Source organism: Cupriavidus sp. FW305-3-2-15-C-LB2, from assembly GCF_058787575.1.
In genome coordinates, this window is the sequence record NZ_JBYSZW010000036.1 from 46688 (window position 1) to 61400 (window position 14713).

Below are 14713 nucleotides of genomic sequence, written 5' to 3' on the forward strand. Positions count from 1 at the left end.
CGGATGGATCATTCCCGCTTCAACCTGTCGCGCTGGGCACTCGAGCACCAGCCGCTGACCCGCTACCTGCTGGTGGTGCTGCTGCTTGGCGGCATGCTGGCATTCTTCCAGCTGGGCCAGGACGAGGATCCGCCCTTTACCTTCCGCGTGATGGTGGTGCAGGCCTTCTGGCCCGGCGCCACCGCCGAGCAGATCGCCGTCCAGGTGACGGACAAGATCGAGCGCCAGCTGCAGGAAGTGCCCTATGCGGACAAGATCCGCAGCTTCTCCAAGCCGGGCGAGACCACAGTGATCTTCCAGCTCAAGGACACCTCGCCGGCAAAGGAGACCGCGCAGGTCTGGTACACCGCGCGCAAGAAGATCGGCGATATCCAGCAGACGCTGCCCGCGGGCGTGCGCGGGCCGTTCTTCAATGATGAGTTTGGCGACGTGTACGGCACCATCTACGCGCTCTCGGCCGACGGCTTCAACTACAAGGAGCTGCGCGAGTACGCCGACCTGGTGCGCCAGGAACTGCTGCGCGTGCCGTCGGTGGCCAAGGTGTCGCTGATCGGCCTGCAGGACGAGAAGGTCTTCATCGAGTTCAACCAGGCGCGCTTCGCCCAGCTTGGGCTGGATATCAACGCCATCGCCGACCAGATCTCGCAGCAGAACAACCTGACCGGCAGCGGCGTGCTGGTCACCCCGACCGACAACCTGCAGGTGCGCCTGTCCGGCCAGTTCGCCAGCGTGGAGGACCTGGAGAACCTGGTGCTGCGCGGGCCCAACGGCATCGCCAATATCCGCCTGGGCGACATCGCGCACGTCTACCGCGGCTATGTCGACCCGACCCAGACGCGCATGCGCTTCAACGGCAAGGACGTGATCGGGCTGGGCATTTCGATGCAGAAGGGCGGCGACATCATCGAACTGGGCAAGAACCTGCGCGCCGCGTTCGACCGGCTGCGCACGCAGTTGCCGGTGGGAATCGAGATGGACCAGGTGCAGGACCAGCCGAAGGCGGTCCAGCGTTCGGTGGGCGAGTTCGTGCACGTGCTGATCGAGGCGGTGGTGATCGTGCTGGCGGTCAGTTTCGTCTCGCTGGGGCTGCACACCAAACCGCTGCGGCTGGACGCGCGCCCGGGCCTGGTGGTGGCGCTGACGATCCCGCTGGTGCTGGCGGTGACCTTCCTGTTCATGAATATCTTCGGCATCGGGCTGCACAAGATATCGCTCGGCGCGCTGATCGTGGCGCTTGGGCTGCTGGTGGACGACGCCATCATTGCGGTCGAGATGATGGTGCGCAAGCTGGAAGAGGGCTTTTCCAAGATGGAGGCGGCCACCTTCGCCTATACCTCCACCGCGATGCCGATGCTGACCGGCACGCTGATCACCGCGGCCGGCTTCCTGCCGGTGGGCCTGGCGCGCTCGACGGTGGGCGAATACACTTTCGCGATCTTTGCGGTGACGGCGCTGGCGCTGGTGCTGTCGTGGCTGGCCGCGGTCTATTTCACGCCCTACCTGGGCTACCTGCTGCTCAAGACCCGCGGCCCCGGCGCGGGCGAGGCCCACGAGGTCTTCGACACGCCGTTCTATGCGCGCTTCCGCCGGCTGGTGGACTGGTGCGTGAGCTGGCGCAAGGTGGTGATCGCGATCACGCTGGTGGCCTTCGGGCTGGGCATCTACGCCTTCAAGTTTGTCGAGAAGCAGTTCTTCCCGGATTCCAGCCGCCCCGAGCTGATGGTGGAGCTGTGGATGCCCGAGGGCACCAGCTTTGCCCAGATGGAAACCGAGGCCAAGCGCTTCGAGCAGCTGGTCGGCAAGGACAAGGAAGTCGAGAGCCTGACCACCTTCGTCGGCACCGGCGCGCCGCGCTTCTACCTGCCGCTGGACCAGATCTTCCCGCAGACCAATGTGGCGCAGGTGATCGTGATGCCGGTCAGCACCGAGGTGCGCGATGCGCTGCGCCGCCGCATCATCAAGCTGATGGATGCCGAATTCCCGTACCTGCGAGGCCGCGTCAAGCTGTTGCCCAACGGGCCTCCGGTGGCCTATCCTGTGCAGTTCCGCGTGATCGGGCCGGACGCAGCCGGGGTACGCCAGCTGGCCGACCAGGTCAAGGCCGAGATGCGCGCCAACCCCAACACCGTCGGGGTCAACGACAACTGGAATGAGAACGTCAAGATGCTGCGCCTGGAGATCGACCAGGACAAGGCGCGCGCACTGGGCGTGACCACCAATGCCATCGCCCGCGTCACGCAGACCGTGCTCAGCGGCGTGCCGGTGGGCCAGTACCGCGACGGCGACAAGCTGATCGACATCCTGATGCGCACCCCGCGCAATGAGCGCGATGCGATCTCGGACCTGAACAACATGCTGGTGCCGACCAACACCGGGCGCATGGTGCCGCTGACGCAGGTGGCGCGCGTGACGCTGCGCTCGGAGCCGGGCGTGGTGTGGCGCGAGAACCGCGACTTCGGCGTGACCGTGCAGGCCGATGTGGTCGACGGCATCCAGGGCCCGACGGTGACCGCGCAGATCAACCCGAAGCTGGACCAGCTGCGCGCGCAGCTGCCGCCGGGCTACCGCATCACCGTGGCCGGCGCGGAGGAAGAGAGCGGCAAGGCGGGCGCCTCCATCGCGGCGCAGTTGCCGCTGTGCATCTTCATCATCTTCACGCTGCTGATGCTGCAGCTGCACAGCTTCTCGCGCGCGACCATGGTGTTCCTGACCGGCCCGCTGGGCCTGATCGGCGCCGCCGCCACGCTGTTGCTGCTGCGCGCGCCGATGGGGTTTGTGGCGCAGCTGGGCATCACCGCGCTGCTGGGCATGATCATCCGCAACTCGGTGATCCTGGTCGACCAGATCGAGCAGGACATCAGCGCCGGCGTGCCGCAGTGGACCGCCATCGTCGAGGCCGCGGTGCGCCGCTTCCGCCCGATCATCCTGACCGCCGCCGCGGCGGTGCTGGCGATGATCCCGCTGTCGCGCTCGATGTTCTGGGGGCCGATGGCGGTGGCGATCATGGGCGGGCTGATCATTGCCACGGTGCTGACGCTGCTGTTCCTGCCGGCGCTGTATGCGGCGTGGTTCCGCGTCAAGCGGCCGGAGAACGGGGTGTCGGCGCTGGCGAGTTGAGGCGCGGCGCGGTTCAGGCTGTGGCTTCGCGGAAGCCGCGGGCCGGTCCTGGCGAAACGATGCCGGCATCGACCTCGCCGTCGGCATGCCGCGTGCCCCTTGCCTTACTGGTTCACGCCTTGTGCGCCATGATCCGCTCCGCCAGTGCCACCAGGCTGCGGTCACTGCCCGCCGGCCCCAGCAGCGAGATGCCGAGCGGTGCGCCGTCGCGGCCGGCCAGCGGCAGGTTCAGCTGCGGGAAGCCGCTCAGCGGCGTCAGGCACAACGTCTGGGCGGCGAGGTTGCGGTAGGTCTCCAGGGACTCGATCGGTTCGGCGCGCAGCGGCGCGATATCGGGCATGGTCGGCAGCACCAGCACGCCGTCCGGCCCCAGCAGGCGGCCCAGGTGCGCGGTGAAGTCGCGGCGTACGGCACTGGCTTCGTCGAACTGGCTGCGGGTGACGGCCTTCGAGAAGGCGAAGCGTGCCGCGACATCGGCACCCAGCTCCAGCCCGTGTTGCTCGATCAGTTCGCCGTCGCTGCGCCATGCCTCCCAGCCCTGCACGTAGCGGAACGCCCACCACAGGTCGGACAGCGGCCGGTCGGCCACGGTGGCAGGCGCGGCCCGGCCCAGCGCGGTTTCGATCCGGGCGACAGCCGGCGCCAGCGCGTCGCGGGCCTCCGGGGTCGGCTGGGCGAACAGGTCGGTGGCAAACAGCAGCCGCGGCGCGGCCGGCAGCGGCGCCGGGTCCGCGCCGAACAGCACCTCGGCCACGCGCGCGAAGGTGCCGATGTCGCGCGCAAAGAAGCCGCAGGTGTCCAGGCTTTCGGACAGCGGCAGGCAGCGTTCCAGCGAAATGCGCCCATGCGTGGGCCGGATGCCGAACAGGCCGCAATGGCTGGCCGGCGCGCGCACCGAGCCGCCGGTGTCGGAGCCCAGCGCAAAGTCGCACAAGCCGTTCGATACCGCCGAGGCCGAGCCCGACGACGAGCCGCCGGTGATGCGCTCCGGTGCCGCGCCGTTGACCGGGCGCCCGTAGTGGGCGTTCTGGCCGTTCATGGAGAAGGCCAGCTCGTCAGTGTGGGTCTTGCCGACGAAGGCGGCGCCGGCGTCCAGCAGCCGCTGCACCGCCGGTGCGGTCGCGGCCTTGATGCCCGAGCGCGCCAGCACGTGCGGATTGCCGCCGCCGGTCGGATAGCCAGCTACGTCGAACAGGTCCTTCACGGCAAAGCTCAGGCCCCGCAGCGGGCCGCCGGCGGCGTGCGGGACGGCGATCTGTGGGTACGGCATGAAGGCACGGGCAGGATGGGTGGCAAGCGTCATGGGTGGCCTGGAATACGTTGGGGTTCTGGGATGGGGGTCATGCCGCGGTGGCGACCGCGGGCTCGGCGGCCAGCACGCAGCTGACGCGGTGCCCGGTGCCGACGGTGACCGCCTGCGGCACCTCGGCCAGGCATTGCGGGCGCGCATGCGGGCAGCGCGGTGCAAAGGTGCAGCCTGGCGGCAGCGCGGCCAGGTCGGGCGGGGCGCCGCCGATGGCCTGCAGCCGCTGGCCGCGGTCCATGCCATGCTGGCGGCTCTGCAGCAGGGCGATGGTGTAGGGGTGGCGCGCCGCGCGCAGCAGGGTGCGGATCGGGCCTTCTTCGACAATGCGCCCGCCGTACATCACCGCGACGCGGTCGGCGATCTCCACCGCGGCGCCGATATCGTGGGTGACGAAGACGATGGACAGCCCCAGTTCGCGCTGCAGCTCGCGCAGCAGGATCAGCACCTGGATCTGCACGGTGGCGTCCAGCGCGGTGGTAGGCTCGTCGGCCAGCAGGATCCTGGGCCGCGCCGACAGTGCCAGCGCGATCATCGCGCGCTGGCGCATGCCGCCCGACAACTCGTGCGGATACGCTGCCATCCGCCGCTCCGGGCTGGGAATGCGCACGGACTCGAGCGCCTGCAGCGCGCGCGAGCGCGCCTCGGCGGCCGAGACCTTGTCGTGGGTGCGGATGCATTCGACGATCTGCTGGCCCACGGTGTAGACCGGGTCCAGCGCCAGCAGCGGCTCCTGGAACACCATCGCCATGGTGCCGCCGCGCAGCCGGGCCAGCGCGCGCTGGTCGAGCGCCATCACCTCGGCGCCGTCGACGCGGATCTGGCCTGCCATGCGGGTGCGGCGCGGCGGGTGCAGGCGCATCAGCGCGCGCAGCGTGACGCTCTTGCCGGAGCCGGATTCGCCGATCAGGGCCACGGCCTCGCCGGCGCCCACGTCGAGCGAAACGCCGTTGACGGCGCGGATGGTCTTGCCGCCGCCGGAGAAGGTGACGTGCAGGTCCCGCACCGAGATCATCGGCGCGCCGGGTGTGCCTTGCGGGTTGGTGGACATGGTGAGCTCCTCAGGGTGCGGCGGCCAGCAGGCAGGCGACCGGATGCCCGGCCACCAGGTCGGTCAGCTGCGGCTCGCGCCGCGCGCACACGTCCTGCGCCATGGCGCAGCGCGGATGGAAGCTGCAGCCGGACGGCGGGTTGATCGGGTTGGGCGGGTCGCCCGCCAGCGGCGCGACCGCGGTGCGGCGGTCGGGGTCCATCGACGGCATCGACGCCAGCAGCGCGCGCGTGTACGGGTGCGCCGGGTGCCGATAAAGGGTCTCGGTATCCGCGATCTCCACCACCTTGCCCAGGTACATCACCATCACGCGGTCGCACAGGTAGCGGATCACGTTGAGGTCGTGGCTGATGAAGACGTAGGTCAGGTCGAACTCGGCCTTCAGGTCCAGCAGCAGGTTCAGCACCTGCGCCTCCACCGACTTGTCCAGTGCCGAGACCGCCTCGTCCAGGATCACCAGCCGCGGGCGCAGCGCCAGCGCGCGGGCAATGTTGACGCGCTGGCGCTGCCCGCCCGACAGCTCGTGCGGGTAGCGCCCGGCAAAGCGTGCCGGATCGAGCCCGACGCGCTGCAGCAGGTAGCGGGCGCGCTCGGTGGCTTCGCGCGCCGGCACGCCATGGACGCGTGGCGTGAAAGCGATCGACTCCTCGATGGTCAGGCGCGGGTTCAGCGACGAATAGCTGTCCTGGAACACCATCTGCACCTGGCTGCGGAACTGCTTCATCGGCAGCTGGGCCGAGCCCACGCCCTGCGCGTCGAAGATCAGCTCGCCGCGGTCCTGCTGCGTCAGCTGCATCAGCAGCCGCGCGGTGGTGGACTTGCCGCAGCCGGACTCGCCGACCACGCCCAGCGTCTCGCCCTTGAGCACGTCGAAGCTGACGCCATCGACCGCGCGCACGGACGCGGCGCGCGCGCGCAGGCCGGGCAGGCCGGACAGGCCGGACTTGATGGGAAAGTGCTTGACCAGCTGGTGGGCGATCACCAGCGGCTGCGCCGGGCCGCCGACATCGCGGCCGGCCTGTGGCGAAGGGGCCTGCATCAGTGCTGGCATGGTTCAGTCCTTGATTTCCATGGCCGAGCGGATGCCGTCGGCCAGCAGGTTGAACGAGACCGAGGTCAGGAAGATCATGGCGCCGGGCAGGGCGGCAACCCACGGCTGGGTGTAGATGGCCGTGCGCAGCGTGTTGAGCATCAGGCCCCACTCCGGCTCCGGCGGCTTGACGCCCAGGCCCAGGAAGGACAGCCCGGAGGCCAGGATCATCGACACCGAGATCAGGCTGGTGGCATAGACGAAGATCGGTCCAAGCACGTTGTTGAGCACATGGGCGCGCACGATGGTCAGCGACGATGCCCCGGAAGCACGCGCCGCATCGACAAACTCGCGGTTGCGCACCTGGGTGGTCACGCTCTCGGCCACGCGCACGATCTGCGGGATAAAGACGATGGTCAGCGACAGCAGCGCATTGCCCACGCCCGCGCCCAGCGTGCCCGACAGCGCGATCGCCAGCAGCACCGACGGGAAGGCGTACAGGATGTCGGTGAGCCGCATGATCACGGTGTTGGTCCAGCCGCCGGCATAGCCTGCGACGATGCCGAGTGCGCTGCCGATGACAAAGGCCAGCAGCACCGGCGTGATGCCCATGAACAGCGACAGCCGCGCGCCCAGCATCAGCCGCGACAGCATGTCGCGTCCCAGCTCGTCGGTGCCGAGCGGGAAGTGCTCGGTGCCGATCGGCTTGAGGCGCTTGAGGATCGATGCCGCGTACGGGTCGGCCGGCATCAGCACCGGGGCGAACAGCGCCATCAGCACCAGCCCCAGCAGCACCAGCGCGGCCAGCATGGCCAGCCGGTTGCGCAGCAGGCGCCGGCCCACCGTGGTCCAGTAGCCGGGCGAGCGCTGCACCGCGGCGGCGGCCGGTGATTGATCGACAGTCATGTCCATGGCGGTCTCCTCAGTTGCGCTGGATGCGCGGGTCGAACAGCGTCTGCAGCGCATCGACCAGCAGGTTGAGCAGCACGAAGAACACGGCCAGCACCAGGATGGTCCCCTGCAGCAGCGGGAAGTCGCGCTGGAAGATGGCGGAGTTGAGCAGGAAGCCGGTGCCGGGCCACGAGAACACGGTCTCGATCAGGATCGAGCCGCCCAGCAGGTAGCCCAGCTGCAGGCCCATCACCGACAGCGCGGTCGGCGCCACGTTCTTGAGCACATGGCGGAACACTGCCAGGTCGGACAGGCCGCGCGCGCGCAGGCCGACGATGAACTCGTTGGCCAGGATCTCGGCCACCAGCGCGCGCACCGTGCGTGCCACGATGCCCATCGGGATCACCGACATGGTCACCGCCGGCAGCAGCATGTACTGCATGTGCTCCCAGTCCCATGCCCAGTCGCCCGAACCGCCCGGCCCGGCGCCGGTAGCCGGCAGCCAGCCCAGCAGCACCGAGAATGCGATCACCAGCACCATGCCGAGCCAGTAGTGCGGGATGCTGACGCCCAGCACCGACAGCAGCGAAGCGGTGCGGTCGGCCACGGAGTCGCGCAGGTAGCCGGCGACAAAGCCGAACAGGCAGCCGAAGCTGAAGCCGATCAGCGTGGCCACGGTGGCCAGGCGCAGGGAATTGACCACGGCGGCGCCGACTTCGGCCATCACCGGGCGGCTGGTGGCGATGGACGTGCCCAGGTCGCCTTGCAGCGCGCGGCCCAGCCAGTGCACGAATTGCTCCAGGAAGGGCTTGTCGAAGCCATAGAGTGCGGTCAGCTGGCGGCGCAGCTCTTCCGAGGCGTCGGGCGGCAGCACCGACACCAGCGGATCGCCGGGGGCGATATGGACCAGCGAGAAGCACAGCAGCGCCACCCCGAGCAGGATGGGGATGGCATAGAGGATGCGGCGGAACAGGTATTGCATGGGAGGATCCGGCAAGTTGGGGCGTGCGTGCGCCGTGCGCGGCACGCGGGGAAGACCGGGCGGGATTGCCGGGCCGCGCGGCGGCGGGGCTGCCGCGCGGCGTCCGTCGGGCGCGGCCGGGATCAGTCCATCGACATCGTCGCGATATCGATAAACCAGCTCTGCGGCTGCACCACGCCCTTGACCTTCTTCGAAATCGCGCGCGGGCCGACGTCGTGCGCGATCAGCACGAACGGCGACTCCTCGACGATGCGGGCATGCAGCCTGGCCAGCGCCGCGTCGCGCGATTTCTCGTCAAACGAGGTGCGCGCGTTCTCGATCAGCTTGTCGAACTCGCCATTGCCGAAGTAGCCCCAGTTGTTCGAGACCGGCGGCTGGGTCTTGGTGCTGACAAAGCGCACCATGGCGAAGAACGGGTCCATTGCCGCAAAGCTGACGTTGATGGCATTGGCGCCGTGCGCGCTGGCGTCCTTGGCGCCGACGCGCCAGTTGGTGAAGAGGGTGTTCCACTCGACCACGTCGAAGTCGACGTCGATAAAGCACTCCTTCAGGTTCTGCTGCACGTATTCGTTCATCGGCAGCGGCTGCATCTGGCCGGAACCCGACGCCGACACCTGCACCTTCACCTTGACCGGTTTGGCGGCGGAGTAGCCGGCCTCCTGCATCAGCTTTTTGGCAGCGGCCGGGTCGTACTTGATATCGAACTTGGGATTGCCCCACCACGGGTTGCCGGCTTCGACGATGCCCTTGGCCTCGGCCATGTAGCCGCCCAGCAGCGTCTTCAGCCCGCTGCGGTTGACGCACAGGTTGGCGGCCTGGCGCACGCGCTTGTCCAGCCATGGCGAGCCGGGCGCGAACGACAGCTGCCACGGCCACATATGCGGCTGCGCATTGGCATAGACCTGGAAGCCGCGGCTCTTGATCTGGGCGATGGCGTCGGGTGCCGGGGCTTCGATCCAGTCGACCTGGCCCGACAGCAGCGCGGCGGTGCGCGCGTTGGCCTCGGGCATCGGCACCATGACCACCTTGTCGATCTTTGGCACGCGCTTCGTGTCCCAGTATTGCGCATTGCGCACCACTTCCAGGCGCTCGCGCGGCACGAAGCGGCTCATCCTGAACGGCCCGGTGCCGGCGGCATCGGCGGCAAACGCGACCCAGGCCTGCTTGGAGCGCTCGACCGGATCGGTGACCGAGGCCGGCACCGCGGCGAATTTCTTCTCCCACTGCGTGGGCGAGGCCATGAACAGGTTGGTCAGGTTGTAGGGCAGGAACGAATCCGGCTCGGAGGTGACCAGCTCCACGGTGAAGTCGTCGATCTTCTTGGCCGTGCGCAGCGTCGGCATGCGCGAGGCGGTCACGCCGACCTGGCTGGGATCGAACTGCCTGGCGGTCTTGTCCAGCACTTTGCCGACGTTCCAGACCACGGCATCGGCGTTGAACGGGGTGCCGTCGTGGAACTTGACGCCGGGGCGCAGCTTGAACACCCATCTGGTCTTGTCGGCGGCGTCGACCTTCCATTCGGTGGCCAGGCCCGGGATCAGCAGGCTGGGGCCGTTGCCCCGGGACAGGTCCCATTGGGTGAGGCCGTCGTACATCGGGATGCCGGAGAAGCGGTTGCCCTCGAAGCCCTGGTCGGGCTGGCCGAGCGTGCGCGGGATGTCGGCGGCGGTCATGCCGATGCGCAGCACCTTGTCGGCATGGGCGGCACCGGGCAGCGCGAGCAGCGACAGCACGGCGGCGCTCATGACCGAGGCAGCTGACTTGAGACCTTTCGCGAGAAGGGAGGGATCGTGGTGCACAGGCTTGCTCCTGGGTTGGCTTGAGGGGACGGATGTCTGCAAAGCAAGTCATGTGCCACGGTGGCAGGGCCGGGAATGCGGGCCGAAGTGCCGGCTACGGTGGTCTGCTTCTTGCTGAACCTGCTGCCGTTTCCTCTCCCTCACCCCACCCGCAACCAGACATGGACCAGCTACACCTTCCCCGCATCAATGGCGCCCGCCTGTGGCAATCGCTGATGGACCTCGCCGCGATCGGCGCCACGCCCAGGGGCGGCGTGTGCCGCATCGCGCTGACCGAAGCCGACCGCAAGGGGCGCGACCTGGTGGTGCAGTGGTGCCGCGAGGCCGGGCTCGACGTGCGCGTCGACGAGATCGGCAACGTCTTCGCGCGCCGCGCCGGCAGCGACCCCGACGCGCGCGCCGTGGCCACCGGCAGCCATATCGACACCCAGCCCTCGGGCGGCAAGTTCGACGGCAACTTCGGCGTGCTGGCCGGCCTGGAAGTCATGCGCACGCTCGACGACCTGGGCATCGTCACGCGCGCGCCGCTGGAGGTCGCGTTCTGGACCAACGAGGAGGGCACGCGCTTCACGCCGGTGATGATGGGCTCGGGCGTATTTGCCGGAGAGTTCGACGCGGCTTTTGCGCGCGCCCAGACCGATGTGGATGGCGTCAGCGTGGGCGACGCGCTGGCGGCGATCGGCTACCGCGGCGCGCAGCCGGCGGGCGCGGTGCCGGGCGGCATGTTCGCGGCCTACTTCGAGGCGCATATCGAGCAGGGGCCGGTGCTGGAGGCGGCCGGCCTGCCGATCGGCGTGGTCTCGGGCGCGCTGGGCCAGCAGTGGTACGACGTGACCGTGACCGGCATGGACGCGCACGCCGGCCCGACGCCGCTGGCGCTGCGCCACGACGCGATGCTGGCGGCCGCGCGCATGGTCGAGGCGGTCAACCGGATCGCGCGCGACGAGGCGCCGCACGGGCGCGGCACGGTCGGCTATCTGCAGGTCACGCCGAACTCGCGCAACGTGATTCCGGGCCGGGTCGATTTCTCGGTCGACTTCCGCAACCTGTCGCAGGCCGGGCTGGACCGCATGCACGCGGCCATGCAGGCGGCATTCGAAGGCATTGCTGTGGCCGCCGGCGTGGAGGTCGAGATCCGCCAGGTGGTGAAGTTCGAGCCGTGCGTGTTCGCGCCCGAATGCGTTGACAGCGTGCGGCGCGCGGCCACGGCGCTGGGCCTGCCGCATATGGACGTGGTCAGCGGCGCCGGCCACGACGCGGTCTACGTCGCGCGGCGCGCGCCCACCGGCATGATCTTCGTGCCGTGCAAGGACGGCATCAGCCATAACGAGCTGGAAGACGCGCTGCCCGAGCATGTCGAGGCGGGCGCCAACGTGCTGCTGCAGGCCATGCTGGCGCACGCGCGCTAGGCGCCCGCGCCAGATCCAGAGGCTAGTTGCAGATCGTGCCGGGAACCGGCTTGCCCGAGGCGGTCAGCCCCTGGCACGCATCGCCGCTCGCCAGGCTGGTATCCGAGGCCGCGGCCGGTGACAGCTTGAGCTTGCCTGCCACGGTGCAGCACCCGCGGGCTGGCGGCGGCGCTGGCGTGCGCTTGGTCGCCGGCAGCGGCGCCGGCCCACCGGCTTCCGCGGTTTCTTCCGCGTCAGGAAAGACGCACTGCCCTTGCTGGCAGATCCGCTCTCCTTTGCACTGCATGTCGTACTGGCATCCGGCAGCATAGGCGAGCGATGACCAGCCAGCGGCCATCGACGCTGCCAACAGCAAGGCAGGGAATTTCATATGCCCTCCGATCAGGGCTGAGGTGAAGATGCCGGAACGGCTCGGTGCCGCTCCGACACCTTCAGCATAGATCGCGGCAAGGGTCCGCGAAAGGCACTGGCACTCAGGTGTTCTACCACCCCTGCGCGAGTTGGCCGGCCTTCGCCGTGCCGGGCCTCAGTGTGCGATCGAACGCGAGATCGCCCGCGCGCATTCCATCACCAGTGGCGCCAGCTTTTTCTGCGCCTCGGCCATGCTCCAGCGGCTGGCCGGCGGCGACACGTGCACCGCGCCGACCGCAACGCCCTGGCTGTTGACGATGGGCGCGGCCAGGCCCATGTCGCCGATGAACAGTTCCTCTTCATTGCTGGCGTAGCCCAGCCGGCGGCACGCCGCCACGCGCTCGAAGATCGCATCCACGCCGGTCAGCGTCGCGGGCGTGCGCGCCACGCGTGCCGACTGCTCCAGCATCGCCAGGACCTGCTCGTCGGGCAGCGTGCTGAGGTAGGCCCGGCCGGAGCTGGTGCAATACATCGGGATGCGCATGCCCACCGGCGTCAGCACCGGCATGTGCTTGGCGGTCATCAGCTGGGCCACGTAGACCATGTCCAGCCCGACCGGCTCGGTCAGGTTGGCGGTCTCGCCGCTGGCCGCGGCCAGCTGCGACAGGTAGGGGCTGGCCACCGGGATCAGCGCATCGGCCGCCAGATAGTTGTAGCCGATCTCCATCACCCGCGGCGTCAACCGGAAGCGCCGCGTCTGCGGGTGCTTGTCGACATAGCCCAGCGCTTCCAGGGTATGGATGGTGCGCTGCGCCGAGCTCTTGTTCATGCCGGTCAGCGCGGCCAGTTCCGACAGGGTCAGCGTACGGTGGACGCCGTTGAAGGCGCGCAGGACTTCGAGGCCTTTTTCGAGCGACTGGTTGAACAGCGGGTTGTCGCGGTCGGGCGCGGGTGGCGGGACGGGTTTTGACGGCATAGTTGCGTCGCGGGCGAAGGGACCGGGCGGCACCATCCACGGGATGGCTGCACCACGATGAGTGAGTATTGCACCAATATACATATGTATCGATTATCGATACGATGGCGAAATGATACCGTCACTGGCGCAGGCTGGAAAGTGCCGCGGCGCGGGGGTGCCTGCCGGAAAAAGCGTGCCGAAGGGGATTGGGAAACGGAAGTTGTCAGCCCGCCACTAGAAGGGCGGGTGGTGCGAGGGAGGGGACTCGAACCCCTACACCATTGCTGGCGTCAGGACCTAAACCTGGTGCGTCTACCAATTTCGCCACCCTCGCGGTCCTTGCGGCGCTGCCCGGGCGGGCGGCCGCGATGCTCGCTGGCTTGCGCCGGACAGGAAAGCAAAAAAAGGCGGCTGGAACTGCCCGCCTTTCTTCTGTCCGCTCTGCCGGCTCTGGCCGCCGAACCGTGGTGTCGGCATGGCTTGCGCCTGTAGTGCAACGAGGCTGCGGATTGTAGCGCAAGGCGCGGGGGGAATCCAGCCCCGCCGGGGGCTCCGGTGCCTGCGGCAGGCGGCAGGGATATATTGTCGGCTTTCCAGATGACGCACACATGCCGATGATTGCCGTCCCGACCCTGACCCCGCTGCGCTGGCGCCTGCTGTTCTGGGGCTGCGCGGCCGCGGTGCTGGCGCTGTCGCTGATGCCGCCGACGCAGCCCCTGCCGACCACCGGCTGGGACAAGGCCAACCATATGCTGGCGTTCGCGGTGCTGGGCGTGCTGGGCCGGCGCGCCTACAGCGGCCGTGGCTGGGCCGTCTTGCTGGGGCTGGTGGCGTACGGCGCGCTGATCGAACTGCTGCAGGGGCAGACCGGCTACCGCGAGGCCGACTGGCTCGACCTGCTGGCCGACAGCGTCGGCCTGGCCGCGGGCATGGCGCTGGACTGGCTGGTGCGCCGCCTCAGTTCTCCTCGGCTTCGAGCGTGAACCTTGCGCCATCGTCCTGGCCGAGCAGGTCGGTCAGCACCGGCATGGCCTGCTGCAGCGATTCCTTCAGCCGCCACGGCGGATTGACGATGAACATGCCGCTGCCATGCAGGCCCAGGCCGCCCTCGACCGGATGCCTGACGGTCAGGGTCACGTGCAGCCAGCTTTTGAGCGGCAGGCCCTTGAGCTGCACCGGCAGCTGCGCCGATTCGCGCCGCTGCACCTGCGGGTACCAGACCGCATAGACGCCGGTGGCAAAACGCTCCAGCCCGTCGCGGATGGTCTGCACGGTGCGGGCGTAGTCCTGCTTGTCCTCGTAGGACGGGTCGACCAGCACCAGCGCGCGGCGCGGCGGCGGAGGCAGGATGGCCTTGATGCCGCCGAAGCCGTCGCCGTCGTACAGCATGACGCGGCGCCCGGCGCCGCGGAAGTTGTCGCGCAGCACCTGGATCTCGGTGCTGTGCAGCTCGAACAGCCGCAGCCGGTCGTGCTCGCGCAGCATCTGCCAGGCCAGCCAGGGCGAGCCGGGGTAGTGGCGCAGGTTGCCGTCCGGGTTGAGCGCGCGCACCTGGTCCAGGTATTCGTCCAGCATCGCCGGCAGCTGGGTGCCGCTGGCGGCGGCACGCCACAGCGGTGCGATCCCGGTTTCGAATTCGGCCTTCTTCTGCGCGTAGGCGTGATCCAGCGCGTAAAGGCCGGCACCGGCATGGGTGTCGATATACCAGAACGCCTTGTCCTTCTGCGCCAGGTGCTCAAGCAGTTGCACCACGACGGCGTGTTTGAGGACATCGGCATGGTTGCCGGCGTGGAAGGCGTGACGGTAGCTGAGCATGTGGAGC

The 14713-nt window shown here is 68.8% G+C and carries 12 protein-coding genes and 1 tRNA gene; 3 read left to right on the top strand and 10 right to left on the bottom strand.

What is annotated here, in order from left to right; genetic code table 11:
• Positions 1 to 3 precede the first annotated feature (3 nt).
• The gene (locus AC3WRR_RS23600; protein ID WP_010810102.1) at positions 4 to 3117 is read left to right on the top strand and encodes an efflux RND transporter permease subunit; all 3114 of its coding nucleotides are present in this window, start codon (positions 4 to 6) and stop codon (positions 3115 to 3117) included.
• 112 nt (positions 3118 to 3229) lie between these two features.
• Here the strand turns inward: AC3WRR_RS23600 and AC3WRR_RS23605 are convergent, their stop codons facing one another.
• The 6 genes from AC3WRR_RS23605 to AC3WRR_RS23630 all read right to left on the bottom strand — a co-directional run bounded on the left by AC3WRR_RS23605 (position 3230) and on the right by AC3WRR_RS23630 (position 10119).
• Positions 3230 to 4420: an amidase gene (locus AC3WRR_RS23605; protein WP_492298266.1), complete on the bottom strand. Its 1191-nt coding sequence runs from the start codon at positions 4418 to 4420 to the stop codon at positions 3230 to 3232.
• A gap of 37 nt (positions 4421 to 4457) precedes the next feature.
• Complete coding sequence (locus AC3WRR_RS23610) at positions 4458 to 5471, bottom strand: ABC transporter ATP-binding protein (protein ID WP_010810100.1); 1014 nt, start codon at positions 5469 to 5471, stop codon at positions 4458 to 4460.
• Positions 5472 to 5481: 10 nt separating this feature from the next.
• Positions 5482 to 6522 carry an ABC transporter ATP-binding protein gene (locus AC3WRR_RS23615; RefSeq protein WP_492298268.1) on the bottom strand — a complete coding sequence of 347 codons (1041 nt, stop codon included), beginning with the start codon at positions 6520 to 6522 and terminating at the stop codon, positions 5482 to 5484.
• Between the two features lie 3 nt (positions 6523 to 6525).
• The gene (locus tag AC3WRR_RS23620; protein WP_010810098.1) at positions 6526 to 7413 is read right to left on the bottom strand and encodes an ABC transporter permease; all 888 of its coding nucleotides are present in this window, start codon (positions 7411 to 7413) and stop codon (positions 6526 to 6528) included.
• Between the two features lie 10 nt (positions 7414 to 7423).
• Positions 7424 to 8374: an ABC transporter permease gene (locus tag AC3WRR_RS23625; RefSeq protein WP_010810097.1), complete on the bottom strand. Its 951-nt coding sequence runs from the start codon at positions 8372 to 8374 to the stop codon at positions 7424 to 7426.
• A gap of 122 nt (positions 8375 to 8496) precedes the next feature.
• On the bottom strand, positions 8497 to 10119 hold the full coding sequence (locus AC3WRR_RS23630) for an ABC transporter substrate-binding protein (RefSeq protein ID WP_492298270.1): 1623 nt from the start codon (positions 10117 to 10119) through the stop codon (positions 8497 to 8499).
• Positions 10120 to 10334: 215 nt separating this feature from the next.
• On the opposite strand from AC3WRR_RS23630, the gene AC3WRR_RS23635 reads away from it, so the two are divergent.
• A complete protein-coding gene (locus AC3WRR_RS23635) occupies positions 10335 to 11582 on the top strand; it encodes a Zn-dependent hydrolase (protein ID WP_010810095.1) in 1248 nt (415 codons plus the stop codon).
• A gap of 22 nt (positions 11583 to 11604) precedes the next feature.
• On the opposite strand, the gene AC3WRR_RS23640 is transcribed toward AC3WRR_RS23635, so the two are convergent.
• From AC3WRR_RS23640 to AC3WRR_RS23650, 3 genes are all read right to left on the bottom strand, one after another.
• On the bottom strand, positions 11605 to 11952 hold the full coding sequence (locus AC3WRR_RS23640; protein WP_011615103.1) for a hypothetical protein: 348 nt from the start codon (positions 11950 to 11952) through the stop codon (positions 11605 to 11607).
• Between the two features lie 156 nt (positions 11953 to 12108).
• Positions 12109 to 12909 (bottom strand): IclR family transcriptional regulator, encoded by an 801-nt coding sequence (locus tag AC3WRR_RS23645; protein ID WP_010810093.1) that lies wholly within the window; start codon positions 12907 to 12909, stop codon positions 12109 to 12111.
• A 229-nt stretch (positions 12910 to 13138) separates the two neighbouring features.
• Positions 13139 to 13225, bottom strand: a tRNA-Leu gene (locus AC3WRR_RS23650).
• A 274-nt stretch (positions 13226 to 13499) separates the two neighbouring features.
• Between AC3WRR_RS23650 and AC3WRR_RS23655 the strand changes: the two genes are divergently transcribed.
• A complete protein-coding gene (locus tag AC3WRR_RS23655) occupies positions 13500 to 13874 on the top strand; it encodes a VanZ family protein (RefSeq protein WP_010810092.1) in 375 nt (124 codons plus the stop codon).
• Here AC3WRR_RS23655 and AC3WRR_RS23660 read toward each other — a convergent pair.
• Positions 13849 to 14706: a 23S rRNA (adenine(2030)-N(6))-methyltransferase RlmJ gene (locus AC3WRR_RS23660; RefSeq protein WP_010810091.1), complete on the bottom strand. Its 858-nt coding sequence runs from the start codon at positions 14704 to 14706 to the stop codon at positions 13849 to 13851. The two genes, AC3WRR_RS23655 and AC3WRR_RS23660, sit on opposite strands and share 26 nt — an antisense overlap.
• Between the last annotated feature and the right edge of the window lie 7 nt (positions 14707 to 14713).

Coding starts and splice junctions, on each gene's coding strand:
- AC3WRR_RS23600 (WP_010810102.1), top strand. CDS start 4: ATGGATCATTCCCGCTTCAACCTGTCGCGCTGGGCACTCGAGCACCAG.
- AC3WRR_RS23605 (WP_492298266.1), bottom strand. CDS start 4,420: ATGACGCTTGCCACCCATCCTGCCCGTGCCTTCATGCCGTACCCACAG.
- AC3WRR_RS23610 (WP_010810100.1), bottom strand. CDS start 5,471: ATGTCCACCAACCCGCAAGGCACACCCGGCGCGCCGATGATCTCGGTG.
- AC3WRR_RS23615 (WP_492298268.1), bottom strand. CDS start 6,522: ATGCCAGCACTGATGCAGGCCCCTTCGCCACAGGCCGGCCGCGATGTC.
- AC3WRR_RS23620 (WP_010810098.1), bottom strand. CDS start 7,413: ATGGACATGACTGTCGATCAATCACCGGCCGCCGCCGCGGTGCAGCGC.
- AC3WRR_RS23625 (WP_010810097.1), bottom strand. CDS start 8,374: ATGCAATACCTGTTCCGCCGCATCCTCTATGCCATCCCCATCCTGCTC.
- AC3WRR_RS23630 (WP_492298270.1), bottom strand. CDS start 10,119: ATGAGCGCCGCCGTGCTGTCGCTGCTCGCGCTGCCCGGTGCCGCCCAT.
- AC3WRR_RS23635 (WP_010810095.1), top strand. CDS start 10,335: ATGGACCAGCTACACCTTCCCCGCATCAATGGCGCCCGCCTGTGGCAA.
- AC3WRR_RS23640 (WP_011615103.1), bottom strand. CDS start 11,952: ATGAAATTCCCTGCCTTGCTGTTGGCAGCGTCGATGGCCGCTGGCTGG.
- AC3WRR_RS23645 (WP_010810093.1), bottom strand. CDS start 12,909: ATGCCGTCAAAACCCGTCCCGCCACCCGCGCCCGACCGCGACAACCCG.
- AC3WRR_RS23655 (WP_010810092.1), top strand. CDS start 13,500: ATGCCGATGATTGCCGTCCCGACCCTGACCCCGCTGCGCTGGCGCCTG.
- AC3WRR_RS23660 (WP_010810091.1), bottom strand. CDS start 14,706: ATGCTCAGCTACCGTCACGCCTTCCACGCCGGCAACCATGCCGATGTC.